Raw genomic sequence first — 25593 nt, 5'->3', positions numbered from 1 at the left:
CTCAGTTCTTGGTGCGTGAGTGCCGCCAGCCTTGATCGAAGAAGGCGGCGACCACCACCAGTGCACCGGCCACTGCAAGCATCAACGCCACGCCATCCGTCGAGTGGGTGGCCGAGCTTGCCACCAGCGCCAGCCCGCCCAACGGGGCCAGGCCACCCGCTACCGCGGTACCGACCTCACGCCCGGTGCCAAAACCCGAAGAGCGCGTCTGGGTCGGGAACTGGCGGCTGAGGAACGAGCCCTGGGGAGCGAACATCATCGGCGCCAGGATGCCAGTGCCGATGGCGATGGCCACATAGATCAGCATCGGCTCGCCCGTCGACAGCAAGCGCAGGAAGGGGTAGGCGAACAGCGCCGACAGCAGCCCGCCGAGCATCAGCACGGTCTTGCTGCTCCACTTGTCGCACAGCCAGCCGAAGAACGGCACGGCAACGATCGCCACCAGGCTGGCCAGGGTCACCGACAGGGACGTGACGTGCGCCTCGACGCCCTTGAACTGGGTGAGATAGGCCAGCGAGAAGGTCTTGAAGATGTAGCTCAGCGCGTTGTAGCCGATAGCGACGAAGAACACCACGGCCAGGCCCTTGAGGTCGTTCTTGAACAGCAGTTTCAGGGGCGAGACCTTGGGTTTGTCATCGGCGTGGTCGAGTTCCTTGAAGTCCGGCGTCTCGGGGATGCTCTTGCGCACCCACAGGCCCACCGCCACCAGGGCGATGCTGGCGATGAAGGGGATGCGCCAGCCACCGGCCAAGAGGAATTCATTGCCGTTCATGGTCAGCAAGTAGACGGTCAGCGACGACAGCAACAGGCCCAGGTTCAGCCCCAGCGCCGGCCAGGCGCCCTGGCTGCCACGCTTGCCTTCGCTGGCATGTTCATAGGAGGTCACCGCCGCACCGGACAGTTCGGCGCCGGCGCCCAGGCCCTGGATGATGCGGATCACCACCAGCAGGATCGGTGCCCAGATGCCGATGGTGGCGTAGCCGGGGATCAGGCCGATGAGCATGGTGCACACGCCCATCATGCAGAAGGTGATCACCAGCACGTGTTTACGCCCGAAACGGTCGCCCAGGTAGCCGAACAGCACGCCGCCGAAGGGGCGGGCGATGAAGCCGATGGCGAAGGTGGAAAACGCCAGCAGCGAGGCCACCGCCGGGTTGCTCGGGTCGAAGAAGATCTTCGAAAAGACGATCGCCGCCATGGTGGCGTAGAGATAGAAGTCGTACCACTCCAGCATCGAGCCGAAGATGGTCGCCGCTGCCACCTTGCGCAGGCGTTTGCGTTGCTGTTCAGGCGTTTCGCTTGCGGCCGGGGCCGCCTCGTGTACCGACATGGGGTTTCCTTATTGTCTTTGTAATGGGGTGTGCAGCGGTGAATCAGCGGGCCTTGAGGATCTTCTCGGCGATCATCTGGCCGATCGGGATGGCCGAGGTGGCAGCCGGCGACGGGGCATTGCAGACATGCACCATGCGCGGGGTCTCGGCGAACAGGAAGTCATGCACCAGGGTGCCGTCGCGCATCACCGCCTGGGCGCGGATGCCAGCTTCATAGGGCAGCAAGTCTTCGACCTGCAGGGACGGGCAGTACTTGCGGCACTGTTCCAGGTAGCCGCGCTTGAACAGCGAGTTCTTCATCTCGGCGGTGCCGGAACCGAGGTTGTTCCAGAGGGTTTTCCAGAACCCCGGGAAGCGCGCGTATTCCGCGACATCGCGCCAGTTCACCGAGAACTTGCGGTAGTTTTCCCGGCCAAGCCCCAGCACCGCGTTAGGGCCGACGGTGACGCTGCCATCGATCATCCGCGTCAGGTGCACCCCCAGGAACGGCAGCTCCGGGTCGGGGATCGGGTAGATCAGATGATTGACGATCTGGTTCTTGCTCGCCGGCAAGCGGTAGTACTCGCCGCGGAAGGGGATGATCTGGTGGTCGATCTTCACCCCGGCCAGGCGTGCCAGGCGGTCGGACTGCAGGCCGGCGCAGGCCACCAGTTGGCGGGCGTGCCAGGTCTTGCCGTCGCTGCTGACGCTGACGTGCTCGGCATGCTCCTGGATCGCCCGCACCGGGGTGGACAGGTGCAGCTCGCCGCCGGCCTGGCGAATGACCTTGGCCATGGCATTGCACACCTGCGTGTAATCGACGATGCCGGTGGCGTCGAGGAACAGCGCGCCTTTGCCGACGATATTCGGCTCACGCTGGCGCAGCTCGGCGGCGTCCAGGCGCTCGACCTTCAAGCCGTTCTGTTGCGAACGCTCGTAGAGCGCCTGCATGCGCTGCATTTCCAGGTCGTTGGAGGCTACCAGCAGCTTGCCGCAGACGTCGAAGGCGATGCCGTGCTCGCGGCAAAAGTCCTTGGTGGCCTGGGCGCCGCGCTTGCACAGGTCAGCCTTGAGGCTGCCGGGGGCATAGTAGATACCTGCGTGGATCACACCACTGTTGTGGCCGGTCTGGTGACGGCCGAGGCTGGCTTCCTTTTCCAGGATCAGCAGTGAGGCCCCTGGGCGCTGTTGGAGCAGGGCCATGGCGGTCGCGAGGCCGACGATGCCGCCGCCGATGATGCAGTAGTCGTAAGTCATGCAGGAATACCTTGGTGTTCTTGTCAGTGGATCTGCTTATCAGGTTGTCAGACTAAGTAGTGCGCGAGAAAACCTCGCATGAATACGATGAGGTTCTCCGGGTTCAGTCGAGGGTCGGCAGGTCGAGTTTCAGGCGCTTGGCCGAAGCCCGCAGGTGGGCTTCGGCGCACGCGGCGGCGGCTTGGCGGTCGCCATCGGCAATGGCCTGGTACAGCGCCTGGTGTTCGCGCAGGGCGTCGGCCGAACCGCCCACTGAGTGGGCGGCGGAGTTTTCCCACGCATTGCGACGTGCGGCGGCCAGTTGGCCACCCAGGAAATCGTGGAAGGCGACGAAATAGTCGTTCTTGCTGGCTTCGGCAATGGCGCGATGGAAGGCCACGTCGGCAGCGGAGGCGGTGGCCAGGTCGGCGCGCTTGTCGAGCATGATGCGCAGGGCCTCGCCCATGCGGGCCAGGTCGGCTTCATCGCGGCGGCGCGCGGCGATGGCGGCGGCCTGGGTCTCGATCCACAGGCGCATCTCGAACATCTGCACCAGATCCGGCTTGCGCCCCTGGCTGTCAGGGAAACGGAATACCGTGCCGTGCGGCGTCTGCGAGATATAGGAGCCAAGCCCACGGCGGGCGATCAGCACCCCATCGGCCTTGAGCTGCGCAACCGCTTCGCGCACCACCGAGCGGCTGACATTGAGCTGTTCAGCCAGTTGCTGTTCGGTGGGCAGGCGCGATTCGGCGGCCAGGCGGCCTGCGTCGATCTCGCCGCGGATGGCGCTGACGACCCGTTCGACCAGGGTGTCGGGGCGCTGGAGTTCTAGCATGGAAGGGAAGCCAATTAATCAGGTTGTCAGACAATGCCCGTTTCAATGAGGCAGTGTCAACGGGGGAGCTGCTGGCAATTCGCCTGTTGCGGCCTCTTCGCGGGTAAATCGCAGCGGCGAACCGCCGCTCCCACAGGTTCACTGCAGGTCCCGAGGGCGGCACTCCACTTGTGGGAGCGGGTTTACCCGCGAAGAGGCCCGAGGGTCAAACTCATATCTCGTTAAGGAACGTCCCGGTGCCTTCAAGGATGTTGCGCAATGTCAGCGCCACCTCGTCCATATCGCTGCCTTGCGAAGTCAGGATGATCTCCAGACTGTCATCGCCCCTGAGCGCATCACGGTCCCCCGCAGCCACCTCGAGCAGCAGGCGATTGGCGCTGAGCGTCACCTTCAGCCCATCCAGGGTCGAGGGCTCGTCATCCAGCGTCAGGTCGACCGTGTCTTCGTCCGGGTAGCGGGTCAGCAGAAACATCTGGCCCTTGTCGCTGTGGCAGCACAAGGTCGCCATGTTGTCTTCCTCGTCGTCACAGGGAGTGGCGAACAGCAGGGCGGTCTTCAGTTGCATGGGGTGGCTCGAATCAATGGAAATGAAAAGGAATTCTGACAGCCTTACGCCCACTGATAAACGTAAAGTTACCGCGCATTGACCGAAATTGTCGCAGCGCTGCAAGCCGGAGTGACCGTTCAGTCGTTAAGCTCCCCAGTCGATGGGTTCCCGTAAAGGCACAGCCACCGGGCAGTCGCTTTTGCAGGTACCCAACGCTTCCGTCTTGCCACGGGTTGGCTATGGTTGATCCGTACAAGGCGCACGCACGCGACGCTTCACCTATAAAAGCCCAAGCGGAGTACCACAGATGGCGTTCTTCACCGCAGCCAGCAAAGCCGACTTCCAGCATCAACTGCAAGCGGCCCTGGCGCAGCACATCAGCGAACAGTCCCTGCCACAAGTGGCACTGTTCGCCGACCAGTTCTTCGGCATCATCTCTCTGGACGAACTCACTCAGCGGCGGCTGTCCGACCTCGCCGGCTGCACGCTTTCCGCCTGGCGCATCATCGAGCGCTTCGACCCCGAACACCCGCAGGTGCGGGTCTACAACCCCGATTACGAACGCCACGGCTGGCAATCCACCCACACCGTGGTTGAGGTGCTGCACCACGACCTGCCGTTCCTGGTCGACTCGGTGCGTACCGAACTCAACCGCCGCGGCTACAGCATCCACACCCTGCAGACCACCGTGCTCAGCGTACGCCGTGGCAGCAAGGGCGAGCTGGTCGAGCTGCTGCCCAAGGGCACCCAGGGCGAGGGCGTCAGCCACGAATCGCTGATGTACCTGGAGATCGACCGCTGCTCCAACGCCGCCGAGCTCACTACCCTGACCAAGGAGCTGGAGCAGGTGCTGGCCGAGGTGCGCGGCGTGGTCGCCGACTTCGAGCCGATGAAGGCCAAGATCCACGAACTGCTGGCGCTGGTCGAGCAGAATGCCTTTGGCCCGGCGCAGAACGACAAGGCCGAGGTGAAGAGCTTCCTGTCGTGGCTGCTGGACAACCATTTCACCTTCCTCGGCTATGAAGAATTCACCGTCCAGGCCGATGCCGACGGTGGCCACCTGGTCTACGACGATGCCTCGTTCCTCGGCCTGACCCGCCTGCTGCGTGCCGGCCTGGGCGCCGACGACCTGCGCATCGAGGACTACGCCGTCGCCTACCTGCGCGAGCCGCGCCTGCTGTCGTTCGCCAAGGCCTCGCAGCCGAGCCGCGTGCACCGCCCGGCCTATCCCGACTACGTGTCGATCCGCCAGATCGACGCAGACGGCAATGTGCTCAAGGAATGCCGCTTCATGGGCCTGTACACCTCGTCGGTGTACGGCGAGAGCGTGCACACCATCCCCTACATTCGCGGCAAGGTGGCCGAAGTCGAGCGCCGCTCGCACTTCGACCCCAAGGCCCACCTGGGCAAGGAGCTGGCGCAGGTACTGGAAGTGCTGCCGCGCGACGACCTGTTCCAGACCCCGGTCGACGAGCTGTTCAGCACTGCCATGTCGATCGTGCAGATCCAGGAGCGCAACAAGATCCGCGTGTTCCTGCGCAAGGACCCGTACGGCCGCTTCTGCTACTGCCTGGCCTACGTGCCTCGCGAGATCTACTCCACCGAAGTGCGGCAGAAGATCCAGCAGGTGCTGATGGAGCGCCTGAAGGCCACCGACTGCGAGTTCTGGACTTTCTTCTCTGAGTCGGTGCTGGCCCGTGTGCAGTTGATCCTGCGCGTCGACCCGAAGAATCGTATCGATATCGACCTGCAGCAGCTGGAAAACGAAGTGATCCAGGCGTGCCGCTCGTGGCATGACGATTACTCGGCGCTGGTGGTGGAAAACTTCGGCGAAGCCCAGGGCACCACCATCCTCGATGAGTTCCCGAAAGGCTTCCCGGCCGGCTACCGCGAGCGCTTCGCCGCCCATTCGGCGGTGGTCGACATGCAGCACGTGCTGAACCTGTCGGAACACAAACCGCTGGCCATGAGCTTCTACCAGCCGCTCACGCAACTGGGTGAACGCACGCTGCACTGCAAGCTGTACCACGCCGATACGCCGCTGGCGCTGTCGGACGTGCTGCCGATCCTGGAAAACCTCGGCCTGCGTGTGCTCGGCGAGTTCCCTTACCGCCTGCGCCATGCCAGTGGCCGTGAGTTCTGGATCCACGACTTCGCCTTCACCTACAGCGAAGGCCTGAACCTGGATATCCAGCAGCTCAACGACACCTTCCAGGACGCCTTCATCCACATCGTCAAGGGCGACGCCGAGAACGACGCCTTCAACCGCCTGGTACTGACCGCCGGCTTGCCGTGGCGCGACGTGGCGCTGCTGCGCGCCTATGCCCGGTACCTGAAGCAGATCCGCCTGGGCTTCGACCTGGGTTACATCGCCAGCACCCTGAACAACCACACCGACATCGCCCGCGAGCTGACCCGGTTGTTCAAGACCCGCTTCTACCTGGCGCGCAAACTCACCCAGGACGACCTCGACGACAAGCAGCAGCGCCTGGAGCAGGCGATCCTTACCGCCCTGGACGACGTGCAGGTGCTCAACGAGGACCGCATCCTGCGGCGCTACCTGGACCTGATCAAGGCCACCCTGCGCACCAACTTCTACCAGCCGGATGCCAACGGCCAGAACAAGTCGTACTTCAGCTTCAAGTTCAACCCCAAGCTGATCCCCGAGCTGCCCAAACCGGTACCCAAATTCGAGATATTCGTCTATTCACCGCGGGTCGAGGGCGTGCACCTGCGCTTCGGCAACGTTGCCCGTGGCGGCCTGCGCTGGTCGGACCGCGAAGAAGACTTCCGCACCGAAGTGCTGGGCCTGGTCAAGGCGCAGCAGGTGAAAAACTCGGTGATCGTGCCGGTGGGTGCCAAGGGCGGCTTCCTGCCGCGTCGCTTGCCGCTGGGCGGCAGCCGTGACGAGATCGCCGCCGAAGGCGTGGCGTGCTATCGCATCTTCATCTCCGGCCTGCTCGACATCACCGACAACCTCAAGGACGGTGGCGTGGTGCCGCCGTCGAACGTGGTGCGTCACGATGACGACGACCCGTACCTGGTCGTCGCTGCCGACAAAGGCACCGCGACCTTCTCCGACATCGCCAACGGCATCGCCATCGACTACGGTTTCTGGCTGGGCGATGCGTTCGCCTCGGGCGGCTCGGCCGGCTATGACCACAAGAAGATGGGCATCACCGCACGTGGCGCGTGGGTGGGCGTACAGCGCCACTTCCGCGAGCGTGGCATCAACGTGCAGGAAGACCCGATCACCGTGGTGGGTGTCGGCGACATGGCCGGTGACGTGTTCGGCAACGGCCTGCTGATGTCGGAAAAACTGCAGCTGGTGGCCGCGTTCAACCACCTGCACATCTTCATCGACCCGAACCCGGACCCGGCCACCAGCTTCGTCGAGCGCAAGCGCCTGTTCGACCTGCCGCGCTCGGCCTGGAGCGACTACGACACCAGCATCATGTCCGAAGGCGGCGGGATCTTCCCGCGCAGTGCCAAGAGCATCGCCATCAGCCCGCAGATGAAGGAACGCTTCGCCATCGAAGCCGACCGCCTGACCCCGACCGAACTGCTGCATGCCCTGCTGCAGGCGCCGGTCGACCTGCTGTGGAACGGCGGTATTGGCACCTACGTCAAGGCCAGCAGCGAAAGCCACGCCGATGTCGGCGACAAGGCCAACGACGCCCTGCGCGTCAACGGCAACGAACTGCGCTGCAAGGTGGTGGGCGAGGGCGGCAACCTGGGCATGACCCAGCTGGGCCGTGTCGAGTTCGGCCTCAATGGCGGCGCCACCAACACCGACTTCATCGACAACGCCGGGGGCGTGGACTGCTCCGACCACGAGGTCAACATCAAGATCCTGCTCAACGAAGTGGTGCAGGCCGGCGACATGACCGAGAAGCAGCGTAACCAGCTGCTGGGCAGCATGACCGACGAAGTGGCCGGGCTGGTGCTGGGCAACAACTACAAGCAGACGCAAGCGCTGTCGCTGGCCGCGCGCCGCGCCCGCGAGCGGATTGCCGAGTACAAGCGCCTGATGGCCGACCTCGAGGCCCGTGGCAAGCTGGACCGTGCCATCGAGTTCCTGCCGAGCGAAGAGCAGTTGGCCGAGCGCCTGGCCGCAGGCCAGGGCCTGACCCGCGCCGAGCTGTCGGTGCTGATCTCGTACAGCAAGATCGACCTCAAGGAACAACTGCTCAAGTCGCTGGTGCCCGACGACGACTACCTCACCCGCGACATGGAGACGGCGTTCCCGCCGTCGCTGGTGACCAAGTACGCCGATTCCATGCGCGGCCATCGCCTGAAACGCGAGATCGTCAGCACCCAGATCGCCAACGACCTGGTCAACAACATGGGCATCACCTTCGTGCAGCGCCTGAAGGAGTCCACCGGCATGAGCCCGGCCAACGTGGCTGGCGCCTACGTGATCGTGCGCGACATCTTCCACCTGCCGCACTGGTTCCGCCAGATCGAGGCCCTGGACTACCAGGTGCCGGCCGAGATCCAGCTGACCCTGATGGACGAACTGATGCGCCTGGGCCGCCGCGCCACCCGCTGGTTCCTGCGTAGCCGCCGTAACGAGCAGGATGCTGGCCGTGACGTCGCCCACTTCGGGCCGAAGATCGCCCAGCTGGGGCTCAAGCTCGACGAACTGCTCGAAGGCCCGACCCGCGAGCGCTGGATGATCCGTTACCAGGGCTTCGTCGAAGCCGGTGTGCCGGAGCTGCTGGCGCGCATGGTCGCTGGCACCACGCACCTGTACACCCTGCTGCCGATCATCGAGGCGTCCGACGTGACCGGGCATGATCCTGCGCAGGTGGCCAAGGCGTTCTTCGCCGTGGGCAGCTCGCTGGACCTGACCTGGTACCTGCAGGAAATCAGCAACCTGCCGGTGGAAAACAACTGGCAGGCGCTGGCCCGCGAAGCGTTCCGTGATGACATCGACCTGCAGCAGCGGGCGATCACCATCTCGGTCTTGCAGATGGCCGATGCGCCGGACGACATGGACGCCCGTGTGGCCCTGTGGTGCGAGCAGCACCGGGTGATGGTGGAGCGCTGGCGCGCCATGCTCGACGACCTGCGCAACGCCACCGGTACCGACTATGCGATGTACGCGGTGGCCAACCGCGAGCTGGTCGACCTGGCAATGAGCGGGCAGGCGGCGGTGATTCCGTCCTGAGCCCTGCGCTGAAATGAAAAAAGCCCCGGCAGTGATGCCGGGGCTTTTTCATGTTCACTGGCGCGATCCCTGTAGGAGCGGCCTTGTGCCGCGAAAGGGCTGCGCAGCGGCCCCAGGTTCATGCGTTTCAACATAAATTGCCGGGGCTGCTGCGCAGCCCTTTCGCGGCACAAGGCCGCTCCTACAGGGGCGAGATGGCAAATACAGGTGTTACTTGAAGCGTCGCTCCACCCCTTTCTCCACCAGGATCTTCGCCGAAATCTCTTCCACCGAAAAATGCGTGGAGTTGATGTTGGGAATGTTCTCCCGGCGGAACAGGTTTTCCACTTCGCGCACCTCGAACTCGCACTGGGCGAAGCTCGAATAGCGGCTGTTGGGCTTGCGCTCGTGGCGGATGGCAGTCAGGCGGTCGGGGTCGATGGTCAGGCCGAACAGCTTGTTGTGGTGCTTTTTCAGCACCGCCGGCAACTGCAGGCGCTCCATGTCGTCCTCGGTGAGCGGGTAGTTGGCGGCGCGAATGCCGAACTGCATGGCCATGTACAGGCAGGTTGGGGTCTTGCCGCAGCGGGACACGCCCACCAGGATCAGGTCGGCCTTGTCGTAGTAATGGGTGCGTGCGCCGTCGTCGTTGTCGAGGGCGAAGTTGACCGCCTCGATACGCTCCATGTAGTTGGAATTGCCGCCGATCGAGTGGGATTTACCCACGGAATACGACGAGTGGGCAGTCAATTCCTGCTCGAGCGGGGATAAAAACGTCGAAAAGATGTCGATCATGAAGCCATTGGACGTGGCCATGACTTCGCGGATGTCCTGGTTGACGATGGTGTCGAAGATGATCGGGCGAACCCCGTCACGCTCGGCCGCCGCGTTGATTTGCTGGACCATGGCCCGGGCCTTGTCCAGCGTATCGATGTAGGGGCGGGTGAATTTATTGAACGGAATGCTCTCGAATTGTGCGAGCAGGCTCTGCCCCAACGTTTCTGCAGTGATGCCGGTACCGTCGGAGATGAAAAACGCGGTTCGTTTCATTTGCACCTGGGGGCCTTAAGCTGCCGAAGATTTCTGGATATGATAGGTTCGGTTTGCCGAACGCGGTTGCTCGGCATTCTCACTTATTTTCCAGGTCCAGGCCACAAGCGTCCCGGCCCAGTCGCAGAGCAGACAGGCGGGCGCCCTTGAGCTTTTCCAATACAGTTAGTGGAGAGATCACCTTGGTAGAGTACGTAGTTTCCCTCGATAAGCTCGGCGTCCATGATGTGGAGCATGTGGGGGGCAAGAACGCATCCCTGGGCGAGATGATCAGCAATCTTGCCGGTGCCGGCGTTTCGGTGCCGGGCGGCTTTGCCACTACGGCTCAGGCGTACCGCGACTTTCTCGAACAGAGTGGCCTGAACGACCGTATCCATGCCGCGCTCGACGCGCTGGACGTCGATGACATCAATGCCCTGACCAAGACCGGCGCACAAATCCGCCAGTGGGTCATGGAGGCCGAATTCCCGGCACGCCTGGATGCGGAAATCCGTACGGCCTTCGCCGAAATGGCCGCCGGCAACGACAACATGGCGGTCGCCGTGCGCTCCTCGGCCACCGCCGAAGACCTGCCGGACGCCTCGTTCGCCGGCCAGCAGGAGACCTTCCTCAACATCCGCGGCGTCGACAACGTGATCCGCGCGGCCAAGGAAGTCTTCGCCTCGCTGTTCAACGACCGTGCCATCGCCTACCGCGTGCACCAGGGCTTCGACCACAAGCTGGTCGCCCTGTCCGCCGGCGTGCAGCGCATGGTCCGCTCCGAAACCGGCACCGCCGGCGTGATGTTCACCCTCGACACCGAGTCGGGCTTCCGTGACGTGGTGTTCATCACCGGCGCCTACGGCCTGGGTGAAACCGTGGTGCAGGGTGCGGTCAACCCGGACGAATTCTACGTCCACAAGAACACCCTGCAGGCCGGTCGCCCGGCGATCCTGCGCCGTAACCTGGGCAGCAAGGCGATCAAGATGGTCTACGGCGACGAAGCCAAGGCCGGCCGTTCGGTCAAGACCGTCGAAGTCGACCGCGCCGAACGCGCGCGCTTCTGCCTGAGCGACGCCGAAGTGGCCGAACTGGCCAAGCAGGCGATGATCATCGAACAGCACTACCAGCGCCCGATGGATATCGAGTGGGCCAAGGACGGTGACGACGGCAAGCTGTACATCGTTCAGGCCCGCCCTGAGACCGTGAAGAGCCGTGCCAGCGCCAACGTGATGGAGCGCTACCTGCTTAAGGAAAAAGGCACCGTGCTGGTCGAAGGCCGCGCCATCGGCCAGCGCATCGGCGCCGGCAAGGTGCGCGTGATCAAGGACGTGTCGGAAATGGACAAGGTCCAGCCCGGCGACGTGCTGGTGTCGGACATGACCGACCCGGACTGGGAACCGGTGATGAAGCGCGCCAGCGCCATCGTCACCAACCGCGGCGGGCGTACCTGCCACGCGGCCATCATCGCCCGTGAGCTGGGTATCCCGGCAGTGGTCGGTTGCGGCAACGCCACCCAACTGCTCAAGGACGGCCAAGGCGTGACCGTGTCCTGCGCCGAAGGCGACACCGGTTTCATCTTCGAAGGCGAGCTGGGCTTCGACGTCAAGCAGAACTCGGTGGACGCCATGCCCGAGCTGCCGTTCAAGATCATGATGAACGTGGGCAACCCGGACCGCGCGTTCGACTTCGCCCAGCTGCCCAACGAAGGTGTGGGCCTGGCGCGCCTGGAGTTCATCATCAACCGCATGATCGGCGTGCACCCCAAGGCGCTGCTGAACTACGCGGGCCTGCCGCCGGAGCTCAAAGAGAGCGTCGACAAGCGCATCGCCGGCTACAGCGACCCGGTCGGCTTCTATGTCGAGAAGCTGGTCGAAGGCATCAGCACCCTGGCCGCGGCCTTCTACCCGAAAAAGGTCATCGTGCGCCTGTCGGACTTCAAGTCCAACGAATACGCCAACCTGATCGGCGGCAAGCTGTACGAGCCGGAAGAAGAAAACCCGATGCTGGGCTTCCGTGGCGCCTCGCGCTACATCAGCGAGTCGTTCCGTGACTGCTTCGAGCTCGAGTGCCGTGCCCTCAAGCGCGTGCGCAACGAAATGGGCCTGACCAACGTCGAGATCATGGTGCCGTTCGTGCGCACCCTGGGCGAAGCCAGCCAGGTCGTCGACCTGCTCGCCGAAAACGGCCTGGCCCGTGGCGACAACGGCCTGCGCGTGATCATGATGTGCGAGCTGCCGTCCAACGCCATCCTGGCCGAAGAGTTCCTCGAGTACTTCGACGGCTTCTCGATCGGCTCCAACGACCTGACCCAGCTCACCCTGGGCCTGGACCGCGACTCGGGGATCATCGCCCACCTGTTCGACGAGCGTAACCCTGCGGTCAAGAAGCTGCTGGCCAACGCCATTGCCGCGTGCAACAAGGCTGGCAAGTACATCGGCATCTGCGGCCAGGGCCCTTCGGACCACCCGGACCTGGCCAAATGGTTGATGGAGCAGGGTATCGAGAGCGTGTCGCTGAACCCGGACTCGGTGCTCGAGACCTGGTTCTTCCTGGCCGAAGGCCAGGGCGCGGCCTGATGCGGTGAGTGCGCGGGTGCCCTGGCATCCGCGCATCGCACCTGTAGGAGCGGGCTTGTCCCGCGACAGCGCCAGCAAGGACAACCCTGTCGTCCGATCTGTCACTGTCGCGGGCCAAGCCCGCTCCCACGTTTCATATCCACTGAATTTGTGAAGCCATGCAAAGCAGCAGCACCCAATTTCCCGTCGCGTTGCTCAGTGCCGAGCGCCGCGGCGACCTCAGCGAAGACGTCTACCGGATCAAGGCAGGCAACAGCCCCGATTTGAGCGTCGAGTTGGCCGTCACTCGCCTGGGCCTGGCCGACCAGGGGCGTGCCCAGGGCGTGCCGGTCATCCTCCTGCACGGCAGTTTTTCCAATCGGCGCTTTTGGTACTCGCCCAAGGGCATCGGCCTGGGCGCCTACCTTGCCCGCGCCGGTTTCGATGTATGGATCCCGGAGATGCGCGGCCATGGCCTGTCGCCCCGCAACCGCGACTGGCGCCAGAACCGTGTGGCCGACTATGCCCGCTATGACCTGCCGGTGATCGGGGCTTTCGTTCAGGAGCAAACCGGGCAAGCGCCGCACTGGCTGGGCCATTCCCTGGGCGGCACAACCCTGGCCGCTGCGCTGGGCAGTGGCTACCTGGCCTGCGAGCAGGTGGCCAGCGCGGCCTTCTTCGGCGCCCAGGTCAGCCGCGTGTACTGGCCGCTGAAGGTGCCGCCGGTGGCGTGGGGGGCGAAGTTGCTGCTTAAGCGCTTTGCCCAGATCAGCGGTTCGAGGCTCAAGCGTGGTCCGGAAGACGAACCGATCGGCCTGGCCCTGGAAAGCCTGCGCTGGAATGGCCTGTTCGGCCGTTTCGGCGACAAGGATCGCGACTGGTGGGCGGGGTTGACCGAGGTTGACGTTCCGGTGCTGGCCGTAGCCGGGGCAGGCGATTTCCAGGACCCGGTGTGGGCTTGCCGCAAGCTGTTCGAGCAGTTGGGCGGTGACAGCAAGCAGTTTCTGCGCCTGGGGCGGGAAGAGGGCTTCGAGGCTTTCGGGCACGTCGACATGCTGGTCAGCAAGGCGGCGCAGGCCCAGGTGTGGCCGCTGGTAGCGCGCTGGTTGCGCGATCCGCGGGTGCCAGTGCATGAGTCGACGGTGGCGGCAGAGCCGGCGCAGCCAGCGATAAACTGACTGCCCGGTCCCGGATGACTGCCATGCCTTCCACGGTGTAGCCTTGATCCCACATCCGCTTTCGTTGTGACTGACAGGAGTTTCCCATGCAGCATTACGTAACGCCCGACCTGTGCGACGCCTACCCTGACCTCGTCCAGGTGCTCGAACCGATGTTCAGCAACTTCGGCGGCCGCGACTCGTTCGGCGGCCAGATCGTCACCATCAAGTGTTTCGAGGACAACTCGCTGGTCAAGGAGCAGGTCGAGCTCGATGGCAAGGGCAAGGTGCTGGTGGTCGATGGCGGTGGTTCGCTGCGCCGCGCGTTGCTGGGCGACATGCTCGCCGAGAAGGCGGCGAAGAGCGGTTGGGAGGGCCTGGTGATCTATGGCTGTGTGCGCGATGTCGACGTGCTGGTGCAGACCGACGTGGGTGTGCAGGCCCTGGCCAGCCACCCGATGAAGACCGACAAGCGCGGCATTGGCGACCTTAACGTCGCGGTGACCTTCGCCGGGGTGACCTTCCGCCCGGGCGAATATGTGTACGCCGACAACAATGGCGTCATCGTCTCGCCAAGCCCGCTGAAGATGCCCGAGTGACGCGCGGCGCGCGCTGATGGAGCTTTGATGTTCGAGGAAGACAACGCGCAGTGGGGCCTGGTGCATGCCCTGGTGCTCGATGGCAAAGGCGGCGCGCGCTCGATAGCCCGTACCGAGCTGGACGATTTGCAGCTGCAGCCTCTGGAGAGCCTGTGGCTGCATTGGGATCGCAGCCACCCGCAAACCCGCACCTGGCTGCTGCACGACAGTGGCCTGAGCGAGTTCGCCTGCGATCTGCTGTTGGAGGAGAATACCCGGCCGCGCCTGCTGCAGTTGGCCAACGAGCAGATGCTGCTGTTCCTGCGCGGGGTCAACCTCAACCCGGGTGCCGAGCCTGAGGACATGGTTTCGGTGCGCATTTTCGCCGAGGCGCGGCGGGTCATCTCGCTGCGCCTGCGGCCGCTGCGTGCCAGCGACGAGGTGCTTCAGCAGCTGGATGAGGGCAGGGGGCCGAAGTCGGCATCCGAGCTGTTGCTGCTGATGGGCGAGTTGCTCACCGAGAAGGTCCAGGCGCTGGTCAGCGACCTGTCCGAGGCGGTCGATCTCGAAGAGGAGAAGGTGGAAGCCGACGAACGGTATGCCCCCGAGCAGGGCAGCCTGCAGCAGATCCGTCGACGTGCCGCCGGCCTGCGCCGCTTCCTGGCGCCACAGCGGGATATCTACGCGCAGTTGTCGCGCAACAAGTGCAGCTGGTTCGCCGACCCCGACAGCGATTACTGGAACGAGCTCAACAACAGCCTGATCCGCTACCTCGAAGAGCTCGAGCTGGCCCGTGAGCGCGCCGCCCTGGTGCTGGAAAGCGAGGACCGACGCCGCAGCGAACGGATGAACCGGACCATGTACCGCTTCGGCATCATTACCTGCATCTTCCTGCCCATGAGTTTCATCACTGGCCTGCTGGGCATCAACGTTGGCGGCATACCGGGTTCGAGCAGCCCCTATGGCTTCCTGTTCGCCAGCTTGATCGTGCTGGGCCTGGCGGTGGCGCAGTGGCTGTTGTTCCGCAAGTTGCGGTGGGTCTAGATGGCGTTTGACCTGCACTGTTCTCATTCTGAAACATTCGTCCCACGTCCCTGTGTGACCCATCGCCCGCAGCTCTCGTCTTTGACTGACACTGCGCGAGGTGCCCATGCACGATCCGTTTGAAGAATCCCTGCGTGACCTGCTCAAGGCGTCACCCTCCGGCCAGGAGCGCGACGACGCCGCCTGCCTGGGTCGCGTGCTCAAGACCGCCAACCGCCAGGTCGGCGCGGGCGATCTGTTCAGCCTGCTCGGCCGCTGGAGCCAGGCGCTGATGATCGCTGTCAACAATGGCTCGGCGCATGTCGCGCCGGTGCGTCGCAATGCCACCCGCAATCCTGCCGCCGGCAGAAACGTAGATAAGGCCGATTGAATATGGAACTCGATCTCTGGACCCAGAGTCTGGTCACCGCCATGACTGCCCTTTGGACCAAGGTGGCGAACTTCATCCCCAACTTGTTCGGGGCGCTGGTGGTGGTGTTGCTGGGCTTCGTCGTGGCGAAGCTGCTCGACACACTGCTGTCCAAGCTACTGGCCAAATTTGGCCTGGATCGCCTGATGAGCGGTACCGGGCTGACCAAGATCCTCGCCCGGGCAGGCATTCAGGTGCCGATCTCGACGTTGGTCGGCAAGATCGTCTACTGGTTCGTGCTGTTGATCTTCCTGGTCTCGGCCGCGGAATCGCTAGGCCTTGAGCGGGTCTCGGCGACCCTCGACATGCTTGCCCTGTACCTGCCCAAGGTGTTCGGCGCGGCGCTGGTGCTGCTGGCCGGTGTGCTGTTGGCACAGCTGGTCAACGGCCTGGTGCGGGGCGCCGCCGAAGGCATTGGCCTGGAGTATGCCGCTGGCGTGGGGCGGATAGCACAGGGCCTGGTGATCATCATCAGTATCTCGGTGGCGATCAGCCAGTTGGAGGTCAAGACCGACCTGCTCAACCATGTGATCGTCATCGGCCTGATTACCGTTGGTCTGGCAATTGCATTGGCCATGGGCCTCGGCAGCCGTGAAATCGCCGGGCAGATTCTTGCCGGAATCTACGTGCGCGAACTCTATCAGGTCGGCCAGCAGGTGCGGATTGGAGAGGTTGAAGGGCACATCGAAGAGATCGGCACCGTCAAGACGACGCTGCTGACCGATGATGGCGAACTGGTGTCGTTGTCTAATCGCGAGCTGCTCGAGCAGCGCGTGAATAGCCGCTAACCGCACAAAAGCTGTTAATGTATGCCGCCGCGAAAATCGGCCCTAGGGGCTGAGCGGCGACATTGACCCGACTGTCGGCCAGATCCGCATTGAATAAAGTTCATTTGCCGCCCATGCGCTATGACCCCCGGGAGCTCACCGACGAGGAGTTGGTGGCGCGTTCGCATGAGGAGCTGTTTCACGTTACCCGCGCCTATGAGGAGCTCATGAGGCGCTATCAGCGCACGCTGTTCAACGTGTGTGCGCGGTATCTGGGGAACGACCGGGATGCTGACGATGTCTGTCAGGAGGTGATGCTCAAAGTGCTGTACGGGCTGAAGAACTTCGAGGGTAAATCCAAGTTCAAGACCTGGCTCTACAGCATCACCTACAACGAATGCATCACCCAGTACCGCAAGGAGCGTCGCAAGCGCAGGTTGATGGATGCCCTGAGCCTGGACCCTGTCGAAGAGGCGTCCGAGGACAAGGCTCCGAAACCTGAAGAGAAAGGCGGGCTGGACAAATGGCTGGTGCATGTGAACCCGATCGACCGGGAAATCCTGGTGCTGCGATTTGTCGCAGAGCTGGAATTCCAGGAGATCGCCGACATCATGCACATGGGCCTGAGTGCCACGAAAATGCGCTACAAGCGTGCGCTCGACAAGCTTAGAGAGAAATTTGCAGGGCTCACTGAAACTTAGTGGCGTTCAAATATCTCTAACCAACCGGCAAGTTCTGCTAGACTTGCCGTCGAGTTGTCCCCCGGATTTTGGTGGGACTGCTTAACTATCACCAGATGGGGATTTAACGGATGAAATTGAAAAACACCTTGGGCTTGGCCATTGGCTCTCTCGTAGCCGTGACTTCGCTCGGCGCTCTGGCTCAAGGCCAAGGCGCGGTCGAAATCGAAGGTAACGTTACCAAGCAGTTCTACGACAGCGAGCGTAACTTCAAGAACGACGGCACCAACCCTGGTGTTCGCCTCGGTTACTTCCTGACCGACGACGTCTCCCTGGACCTGGGCTACAACGAGACCCACAACGCTCGCGGTGAAGTCTTCAACAAAGACATCAAAGGCTCCAAGACCAAGCTCGACGCTACCTACCACTTCGGTACCGTAGGCGATGCACTGCGTCCGTACGTTTCTGCCGGCTTCGCGCACGAGAGCCTGGGCCAGGCCACCCGTAGCGGCCGTGACCACTCCACCTTCGCCAACGTTGGCGCTGGCGCCAAGTGGTACATCACCGACATGTTCTTCGCCCGCGCTGGCGTCGAAGCCATGTACAACATCGACAACGGCAACACCGAGTGGGGCCCGACCGTTGGTCTGGGTCTGAACTTCGGTGGCAGCGGTGGCCAGAAAGCCGCTCCTGCGCCTGCTCCAGTCGCCGAAGTCTGCTCCGACAGCGACAACGATGGCGTTTGCGACAACGTCGACAAGTGCCCAGACACCCCAGCCAACGTTACCGTTGACGCTGATGGCTGCCCGGCTGTTGCCGAAGTCGTTCGCGTTGAGCTGGACGTCAAGTTCGACTTCGACAAGTCGGTCGTCAAGCCTAACAGCTACGGCGACATCAAGAACCTGGCTGACTTCATGAAGCAGTACCCACAGACCACCACCACCGTGGAAGGTCACACTGACTCCGTCGGCCCAGACGCTTACAACCAGAAGCTGTCCGAGCGTCGTGCCAGCGCTGTCAAGCAAGTCCTGACCCAGCAGTACGGCGTCGAATCGAGCCGTGTTAGCTCGGTTGGCTACGGTGAGACCCGTCCGGTCGCCGACAACGCCACCGAAGCTGGCCGCGCCGTTAACCGTCGCGTAGAAGCTCAGGTAGAAGCCCAGGCCAAGTAATTGGTTTGAAGCTTCACGAAAAACCCGGCCTCGGCCGGGTTTTTCTTTGCCTGGGATTTACCATTACGCTTGACACGGCTTCTGTAGGAGCGGCCTTGTGTCGCGAAAGGGCCGCAGGGCGGCCACAGGATTTCAGCGTTGATGCACCCATTGCTGGGGCCGCTCTGCGGCCCTTTCGCGGCACGAGGCCGCTCCTACAACCTCACCGATCACCAAAATTGCCGGGCTGCGCAAGCCAAACGCCAATGCATCCTCCTCCAGCGCCGCCAGATGGCTACGGCATTCACGCTGCTGCGGCAATGACGCATTCTCGATCATCGCCACTGGCGTGCCGGGCGCCATTCCGCCTTGCAGCAGGCCACGGCGAATCTGCTCCAGGCGCGCCACGCCCATGTACAGCACCAGTGTGGTGCCGCCCTGGGCCAGTGCCTGCCAGTTAAGCTCGCTGTCGTCCTGGGTGTGCGCGGTCAACAGCGTCACGCCACGGCTGACGCCGCGCAGGGTCAGCGGAATGTCGCATTGGGTGGCGCCGGCCAGGCCGGCGGTGATGCCGTTGACCACCTCCACCTCGATGCCGTGCCCGCGCAGCCACGCCGCTTCTTCACCGGCGCGACCGAAGATGCACGGGTCGCCACCCTTGAGCCGCACCACGCAACGCCCCTGGCGGGCATGGCGCAGCATCAGGCGCTGGATGAAGGCCTGGGGCGTGGAGCGGCAGCCGCCGCGCTTGCCCACGGCAATCACCCGCGCCTGCGGGCAGTGCGCCAATATGCCCGGGTTGACCAGATCGTCGATCATCACCACCTGGGCCTGGCCCAGCGCACGGACAGCCTTGAGGGTGAGCAGTTCGGGGTCGCCAGGGCCGGCACCAACCAACCAGACTTTCGCATTCATCGGGTGTTCCTCGTCGACAGGTGCCACTCAACCCTTGAGCAGGGCGAACAGCAGGATCAGGTTGAACAGCAGGGACAGCAGCGCCAGGCAGCGCCAGACCTTCAGGGGTTCGCGCTCCAGCAGTGGGCTAGGGCGGTCAGGCAGCGCCTGGCGGTCGCCGCGTTCGAGCAGCAGCAGCCATTGCTCGGCGGTCTCGAAGCGTTGGGCCGGGTCGCTGGCCAGTGCCTGCTCCAGGTTGCGTTGCAACCATTCGGGCAGGTCGGGCCGGTAGCGGCCGGGGTTGATCAGCGCGGTGAAGCGCGGACGCTGGAATGCTTCGACTTCACCGTAGGGGTAGTGGCCGGTGAGCAGGTGATAGAGCGTGACGCCCACGGCGTAGAGGTCTTGGCGCGCGCTTGGCGGTTGGCCGTCGAACGCCTCGGGGGCGATGTAGGACGGCGTTCCGGGCAGGCTGTGCGGCTGGTCTTCAGATAGCCCCGGGCAATAGGCCAGGCCAAAGTCCAGCAAACGCAGTTGGCCGTCGCTGCCCAGGTGCAGGTTTTCCGGCTTGATGTCGCGGTGCAGCAGGTTGCGCCGATGCAGCACGCCGACCGCCTGCAGCAGCTGGCGCGCCAGTTCCAGCCACTGCGGCAGGGGCAGCGGGCCGTCTTGCTTGAGCAAGGCAGCGAGGGTCCTGCCGGGGTACTCACGCATCAGGTAATACAGATGCTGGCGCTGGCTGGCCGGATGCACCTCGGGGAAGTGGCGGCCGGCGACCCGGCGCAGGAACCATTCCTCCAGCAGCAAGGCCTGGGCAGCCCCGGGCTCTTGATCGCGGGCCTGTGGCAGGGTCTTGAGTAGCCAGGCCTGACCGAGGGCATCACGTACCCGGTACAGCAGCGATTGCCGGCTCTGCGCCAGCAGCCCGTCAAGCCGCCAGCCATCGAGGGTCTGCCCGTCCCGCAACGGGCCGGGCAGCGGCCACTGCTGGAGCTGGGCCAAGGTATCGCCGAGGTTCGCGGCGCCCAGTTCGTCGACGCTGATCAGCATGGCGCTGGCATTGTCCTGGCTGCCGCTGTGGTGGGCGGTAGCCACCAGGGTGTCGACGGCATCCTGCAGGTCGGGGTGTTCGCGCAGGATAGCCTGGATACGCTGGTCGCCGAGGCTGGCCCACACGCCATCGCTGAGCAGCAGGAACCGTTCGCCCTGGTGCAGCTCGCCATCCAGGTAATCGACCAGCAGGTGCTGGTCAAGGCCCAGCGCGCGCTTGAGCACATGCTGCATGCCGGGCTGGTCCCAGACGTGGTCTTCGCTCAGGCAGTGCAACTGGCCGTCATGCCAACGATAGACACGGCAATCGCCGACGTGGGCGAGGGTGAAGCGACGCCCGCGCAGCACCAGGGCACTGAGGGTGGTGAGCAGCGGCTGGCCGTTGCCCTGGGCGCGCAGCCAGCGATTCTGGGCCAGCAACAGCCGGTCCAGGGCCTGGGCCACGCCCCAGGTGGCGGGCGTGGCGTAGTAGTCCAGGGCCAGGGCCTGCAGGCTGGCGCGGGCCGCCAGGCCGCCATCGGCGCACTGGCTGACACCGTCGGCGAGGGCGCACAGGTAGCCCTTGCTGGCGGCCAGTTCCGGTGCCGGCGTGACCAGGCGCAGGGCGTCCTGGTTCTCTGTGCGGGGGCCGGTGGCAGAGGCCTGGGCAAAGCTCAGTTGCAGGCTCATGGTGTGTGCTCAGACCCGTGCCGCAGTGACGGCCGCCGAACCCCAGGTGGTGCGCCAGCGCTGCTTGACGCCGTGCAGGCCGAACCAGGCCAGCAGGCCAAGGCTGGCGAACAGCCACAGGCCCATCTGGTAGTCACCGGTGTGTTGCTTGACGGTGCCCAGGCCTGCGGCCAGCAGGAAGCCACCGATGCCACCGGCCATGCCGATCAGCCCGGTCATCACCCCGATCTCCTGGCGAAAGCGCTGCGGCACCAGCTGGAACACCGCGCCATTGCCGGCACCCAACCCGAGCATGGCGCTGACGAACAGGGCCAGTGCCGCTGCGGCGCTGGGCAGGTTGAAGCCGACGGCGGCGATGCACACCGCCGCCACGCTGTACATGCCCAGCAGGGTGCGGATGCCGCCGAAGCGGTCGGCCAGGGCGCCGCCCAGCGGGCGCATCAGGCTGCCGGCGAACACGCAAGCGGCGGTGTAGTAGCCGGCGGTCACCGGGCTCAGGCCGTACTGGTCGTTGAAGTAGCCGGGCAGGGTGCTGGCCAGGCCGATGAAGCCGCCGAAGGTGACGCTGTAGAAGAACATGAACCACCAGCTGTCACGGTCACCCAGCGCTTTGAGGTAATCGGCCATGGCCTTGGGTTTTGGCCGCTCGGGTGCGTTGCGGGCCAGCAGGGCGAACAGCACCAGGGTCAGCAACAGTGGCAGCAGGGCGAAACCGAACACGTTGTTCCAGCCGTAGGCCGCCGCCAGCACCGGCGCCAGCAGCGCGGCGAACACGGTGCCGGAGTTGCCGGCGCCGGCGATGCCCATGGCCTTGCCCTGATGCTGGGGTGGGTACCACTGCGACGCCAGGGGCAGCGAAACGGCGAACGAGGCGCCGGCAACGCCGAGGAAAACGCCCAGCAGCAGCACCTGCTCGAAGCTGTGCACGCCCAGGTGCCAGGCGCAGGCCAGGGCGACGATCACCACCACCTGGCCGATCAGGCCGGCGGTCTTGGGCGACAGGCGATCGACCAGCAGGCCCATGGCGAAGCGCAGCAGGGCACCGGCGAGGATGGGTGTAGCGACCATCAGGCCCCGTTGCTGGGCGCTCAGTTGCAGGTCGGTGGCGATCTGCACCGCCATGGGGCCGAGCAGGTACCAGACCATGAAGCTCAGGTCGAAATACAGGAAGGCAGCGAACAGGGTGGGCACATGCCCGGATTTCCAGAAGCTCGTATTCATCGAACACCTCGATCGGCGTGCAACACAGGGGCGGAAACGAAAAAGACGCCGCTGCCCGGTCCACTGGCGTGGAGGGGGAGCGACGTCTTTGTCGGGGTATCTTGGCAACCGCCGTTGGCTACCTGGTGATTCACTGAGCAAGAGCCGGGCCAAGATTACTTGCCGGCTCAGGCATCGATTTCTGTAGGAGCGGCCTTGCCGGGGCGCCGGACCGGCCGGAAAGGGGCGCGCAGCGGCCCCAGCGATAGGTGCAAGAGCCACTACATTCTGGGGGCGCTACGCACACCCCATCCGCGGCACAAGGCCGCTCCTGCAGTTGAAAAATGGGGTTTCAGCCAAGCATCTCCGACATGGCGATGATCTGTTCGGCCACCTGGATCAGCTTCTGCTGGCGGCTCATGGCCTGGCGCCGCATCAGGGTGTAGGCCTGCTCTTCGTTGCAATCCTTCATCTTCATCAGCAAGCCCTTGGCCTGCTCGATACGCTTGCGCTCGGCCAATTGCAGGTCGCGGGCCAGCAGCTGGGCCTTGAGCGCCTGGTCGCTTTCGAAGCGGGCCATGGCCACGTCGAGGATCGGCTGCAGGCGCGCGGTATGGATGCCTTCGACGATGTAGGCGCTGACCCCGGCCTGGATCGCCTGGCGCATCACCCCCGGGTCGTGTTCGTCAGTGAACAGCACGATGGGGCGGGGCCGGTCGCGGCTGACCAGCACCACTTGCTCCATCACATCACGGCCCGGTGACTCGGTATCGATCAGTACCACGTCCGGGCGCACCGTTTCGACGCAGGCCGGCAGGTCGATGGTCAGGCCAGGGGCTTCGATCACCTCGAAGCCAGCCTCGACCAATGCGGCCTTGAGGCGGCCGACTTTCTTTTCAGTGTCGTCGATCAGCAGGATGCGCAGCATGGTCGGCTCCTCACAGACCGACGCGGGCGTCGGGCGCCGCGTCCAGGGCGTGCAGCTTGAAGCTGCGCGCGTAGCCATGCGGATCGCTGCCGTCCCAGCGGCTGCCGTCGATCAGCTGGCTGCTGCGCATCGGCAGGTCGGCGCAGGGCACGCCCAGTGCGTCGGCGGCCTCGCGGTACAGCGCCAGCTGCTGGACCTGGCGTGCCACGGCGAGGTAGTCCGGGTCGTCACGCAGGATGCCCCAGCGGCGGAACTGGGTCATGAACCACATGCCGTCGGACAGGTAGGGCAGGTTGGCCCGCCCCTGGTCGAACAGGCGCAGGGCATGGCGGTCTTGCCAGCGGTTGCCCAGGCCGTCCTGGTAATCGCCCAGCAGGCGTGGCTCGATGCTGCTGGCCGGGGTGTCCAGATAGGCGCTGCCACTGAGCAATTGCGCGGCGCCACGACGGTTCTCGGTGCTGCTTTCGATGAAGCGGCTGGCGGCGAGGATCGCCTTGATCAGCGCGCGTGCGCTGTTGGGGTATTGCTCGGCGAAACTGCGCGCGCAGGCCAGGACCTTTTCCGGGTGGTCCGGCCAGATCGACTGGCTGGTGGCGAGGGTGAACCCCTGGCCTTGGGTGATGGCCTCGGCCGACCACGGCTCGCCGACACAAAAACCATCGATGCGCCCGGCCTGCAGGTGGGCGACCATCTGGGCCGGCGGCACCACCACGCTGTTGACGTCATGCAGCGGGTGGATGCCCTGGCTGGCCAGCCAGTAATACAGCCACATGGCGTGGGTGCCGGTGGGGAAGGTCTGGGCGAAGGTCAGGCGCGCACCGCCCTGGTGCGCCAGCCGCGCCAGTGCCTCGGGGTTGGTCACGCCCTTGCGTTGCAGGGCCGCGGACAGGTTGATGGCCTGGGCGTTCTGGTTCAGGCCCATGAGCACTGCCATGTCATTGGCGGGCCCGCCGCCCACGCCCAACTGCACGGCGTAGACCAGGCCATACAAACAGTGCGCGGCGTCCAGTTCGCCGCTGACCAGCCTGTCACGCAGCCCGGCCCAGGACGCCTGGCGCTGCAGGTTGAGGGTCAGGCCCTGTTGCTGGGCAAAGCCCTGGGTGGCGGCGACCACCACCGAGGCGCAATCGCTCAGGGCCATGAAACCGATGTTCAGGCTGTTTTTTTCTGGCGCGTCGCTGCCGTTGACCCAGGCCAGTGGCGATGTCGGGAAAGCTGTATTCACGTGGATCCTCGGGCGTTCTGCGGGGGCTGCATGGGGTTGTTGAAGCAACCCATGTGCCATGGCCCTGTCGCCCCGGCGATGCGCTGGCTATAATCGCACCCCTCACACACCGCGAGTCCGCCCGCCCATGTATACCCTGGCCCGCCAGCTGCTGTTCAAGCTCTCCCCGGAAACCTCCCACGACCTGTCGCTGGACCTGATCGGTGCCGGTGGCCGGCTTGGTCTCAACGGCTTGCTGTGCAAGCAGCCAGCGGCGCTGCCGGTGAGCGTCATGGGCTTGAACTTCGCCAACCCGGTGGGACTGGCCGCTGGCCTGGACAAGAACGGCGCGGCCATCGACGGTTTCGCCCAGCTGGGCTTCGGTTTCGTCGAAATCGGCACCATCACCCCGCGCCCACAGCCGGGCAACCCCAAGCCACGCCTGTTCCGCCTGCCGCAAGCTTGCGCGATCATCAACCGCATGGGCTTCAACAACCTGGGCGTCGACCATCTGCTGGCGCGGGTGCGGGCCGCACGCTACACCGGCGTGCTGGGCATCAACATCGGCAAGAACTTCGACACCCCGGTCGAGCGGGCCCAGGACGATTACCTGATCTGCCTGGAGAAGGTCTACAACGACGCCAGCTACATCACCGTCAACGTCAGCTCGCCAAACACCCCGGGCCTGCGCTCGCTGCAGTTCGGTGACTCGCTCAAGCAACTGCTCGATGCCCTGGCCGAGCGCCGCGAGCAGCTGGCGGTGAGCAATGGCAAGCGCGTGCCACTGGCGATCAAGATCGCCCCGGACATGAGCGATGAAGAAACCGCCCTGGTGGCTGCTGCGCTGATGGAGTCGGGGATGGACGCGGTGATCGCCACCAACACCACCCTGGGCCGTGAGGGTGTCGAAGGGCTGCCGTTCGGTGGCGAGGCGGGCGGCCTGTCGGGCGCACCAGTGCTGGAGAAGAGCACCCACACGGTGAAAGTGCTGGCGGGTGAGCTGGGTGGCAAGCTGCCGATCATTGCGGCCGGTGGTATTACCGAGGGCCGTCACGCCGCGGAGAAGATCGCCGCCGGTGCCAGCCTGGTGCAGATTTACTCGGGCTTCATCTATAAGGGCCCGGCGCTGATCCGCGAGGCGGTGGATGCTATCGCGGCCATGCCTCGGCAATAAGCGGCCATAAAAAAGGGGCCC

The 25593-nt window shown here is 64.5% G+C and carries 20 protein-coding genes; 10 read left to right on the top strand and 10 right to left on the bottom strand.

Features of this window, described 5'->3' with window-relative positions:
• Position 1 precedes the first annotated feature (1 nt).
• From L6D77_RS08005 to L6D77_RS07990, 4 genes are all read right to left on the bottom strand, one after another.
• Positions 2-1330, bottom strand: coding sequence for an MFS transporter (locus L6D77_RS08005; RefSeq protein WP_232882844.1), 1329 nt, complete (start codon positions 1328-1330; stop codon positions 2-4).
• Between the two features lie 43 nt (positions 1331-1373).
• Positions 1374-2567 carry an L-2-hydroxyglutarate oxidase gene (lhgO, locus tag L6D77_RS08000; protein WP_232882845.1) on the bottom strand — a complete coding sequence of 398 codons (1194 nt, stop codon included), beginning with the start codon at positions 2565-2567 and terminating at the stop codon, positions 1374-1376.
• Positions 2568-2670: 103 nt separating this feature from the next.
• Positions 2671-3381, bottom strand: coding sequence for a FadR/GntR family transcriptional regulator (locus L6D77_RS07995; RefSeq protein ID WP_232882846.1), 711 nt, complete (start codon positions 3379-3381; stop codon positions 2671-2673).
• A 211-nt stretch (positions 3382-3592) separates the two neighbouring features.
• On the bottom strand, positions 3593-3946 hold the full coding sequence (locus L6D77_RS07990) for a hypothetical protein (protein WP_232882847.1): 354 nt from the start codon (positions 3944-3946) through the stop codon (positions 3593-3595).
• A gap of 289 nt (positions 3947-4235) precedes the next feature.
• Here L6D77_RS07990 and L6D77_RS07985 point away from each other — a divergent pair, with 289 nt between their 5' ends.
• Positions 4236-9101: an NAD-glutamate dehydrogenase gene (locus L6D77_RS07985; protein ID WP_232882848.1), complete on the top strand. Its 4866-nt coding sequence runs from the start codon at positions 4236-4238 to the stop codon at positions 9099-9101.
• Between the two features lie 210 nt (positions 9102-9311).
• Here L6D77_RS07985 and ppsR read toward each other — a convergent pair whose 3' ends face one another.
• Positions 9312-10130 (bottom strand): posphoenolpyruvate synthetase regulatory kinase/phosphorylase PpsR, encoded by an 819-nt coding sequence (gene ppsR / locus L6D77_RS07980; protein ID WP_232882849.1) that lies wholly within the window; start codon positions 10128-10130, stop codon positions 9312-9314.
• A gap of 182 nt (positions 10131-10312) precedes the next feature.
• Between ppsR and ppsA the strand changes: the two genes are divergently transcribed.
• The 8 genes from ppsA (at position 10313) to L6D77_RS07940 (ending at position 18474) form a co-directional block, all read left to right on the top strand.
• A complete protein-coding gene (gene ppsA / locus L6D77_RS07975; protein WP_232882850.1) occupies positions 10313-12688 on the top strand; it encodes a phosphoenolpyruvate synthase in 2376 nt (791 codons plus the stop codon).
• A gap of 158 nt (positions 12689-12846) precedes the next feature.
• Entirely contained in the window at positions 12847-13845 is a 999-nt protein-coding gene (locus L6D77_RS07970; protein ID WP_232882851.1) for an alpha/beta fold hydrolase, read from the top strand.
• Positions 13846-13931: 86 nt separating this feature from the next.
• A complete protein-coding gene (rraA, locus tag L6D77_RS07965; protein WP_125464957.1) occupies positions 13932-14423 on the top strand; it encodes a ribonuclease E activity regulator RraA in 492 nt (163 codons plus the stop codon).
• 27 nt (positions 14424-14450) lie between these two features.
• The gene (locus L6D77_RS07960) at positions 14451-15446 is read left to right on the top strand and encodes a zinc transporter ZntB (protein WP_232882852.1); all 996 of its coding nucleotides are present in this window, start codon (positions 14451-14453) and stop codon (positions 15444-15446) included.
• Positions 15447-15552: 106 nt separating this feature from the next.
• Positions 15553-15816, top strand: a complete 264-nt coding sequence (locus tag L6D77_RS07955) for a CrfX protein (protein WP_232882853.1) — start codon at positions 15553-15555, stop codon at positions 15814-15816.
• Positions 15817-15818: 2 nt separating this feature from the next.
• A complete protein-coding gene (locus L6D77_RS07950; RefSeq protein ID WP_153785098.1) occupies positions 15819-16643 on the top strand; it encodes a mechanosensitive ion channel family protein in 825 nt (274 codons plus the stop codon).
• A gap of 113 nt (positions 16644-16756) precedes the next feature.
• Positions 16757-17323 (top strand): RNA polymerase sigma factor SigX, encoded by a 567-nt coding sequence (gene sigX, locus L6D77_RS07945; protein ID WP_110991831.1) that lies wholly within the window; start codon positions 16757-16759, stop codon positions 17321-17323.
• 110 nt (positions 17324-17433) lie between these two features.
• Complete coding sequence (locus L6D77_RS07940; protein WP_232882854.1) at positions 17434-18474, top strand: OmpA family protein; 1041 nt, start codon at positions 17434-17436, stop codon at positions 18472-18474.
• 132 nt (positions 18475-18606) lie between these two features.
• On the opposite strand, the gene cobA is transcribed toward L6D77_RS07940, so the two are convergent.
• From cobA to L6D77_RS07915, 5 genes are all read right to left on the bottom strand, one after another.
• Entirely contained in the window at positions 18607-19368 is a 762-nt protein-coding gene (gene cobA, locus L6D77_RS07935) for a uroporphyrinogen-III C-methyltransferase (RefSeq protein WP_232882855.1), read from the bottom strand.
• Between the two features lie 27 nt (positions 19369-19395).
• Positions 19396-21066 carry a bifunctional protein-serine/threonine kinase/phosphatase gene (locus L6D77_RS07930; protein WP_232882856.1) on the bottom strand — a complete coding sequence of 557 codons (1671 nt, stop codon included), beginning with the start codon at positions 21064-21066 and terminating at the stop codon, positions 19396-19398.
• 9 nt (positions 21067-21075) lie between these two features.
• The gene (locus tag L6D77_RS07925) at positions 21076-22287 is read right to left on the bottom strand and encodes a nitrate/nitrite transporter (protein ID WP_125464953.1); all 1212 of its coding nucleotides are present in this window, start codon (positions 22285-22287) and stop codon (positions 21076-21078) included.
• Between the two features lie 331 nt (positions 22288-22618).
• Entirely contained in the window at positions 22619-23194 is a 576-nt protein-coding gene (locus L6D77_RS07920) for an ANTAR domain-containing response regulator (RefSeq protein WP_232882857.1), read from the bottom strand.
• Between the two features lie 10 nt (positions 23195-23204).
• Positions 23205-24419, bottom strand: a complete 1215-nt coding sequence (locus L6D77_RS07915; RefSeq protein ID WP_232882858.1) for a CmpA/NrtA family ABC transporter substrate-binding protein — start codon at positions 24417-24419, stop codon at positions 23205-23207.
• Between the two features lie 127 nt (positions 24420-24546).
• Here L6D77_RS07915 and L6D77_RS07910 point away from each other — a divergent pair, with 127 nt between their 5' ends.
• Complete coding sequence (locus L6D77_RS07910; protein ID WP_232882859.1) at positions 24547-25572, top strand: quinone-dependent dihydroorotate dehydrogenase; 1026 nt, start codon at positions 24547-24549, stop codon at positions 25570-25572.
• Positions 25573-25593: the final 21 nt, after the last annotated feature.

Source organism: Pseudomonas parasichuanensis (genome assembly GCF_021601385.1).
Taxonomy (GTDB): Bacteria; Pseudomonadota; Gammaproteobacteria; order Pseudomonadales; family Pseudomonadaceae; genus Aquipseudomonas; species Aquipseudomonas parasichuanensis.
This window is presented reverse-complemented; position numbering and strand designations above follow the sequence as displayed.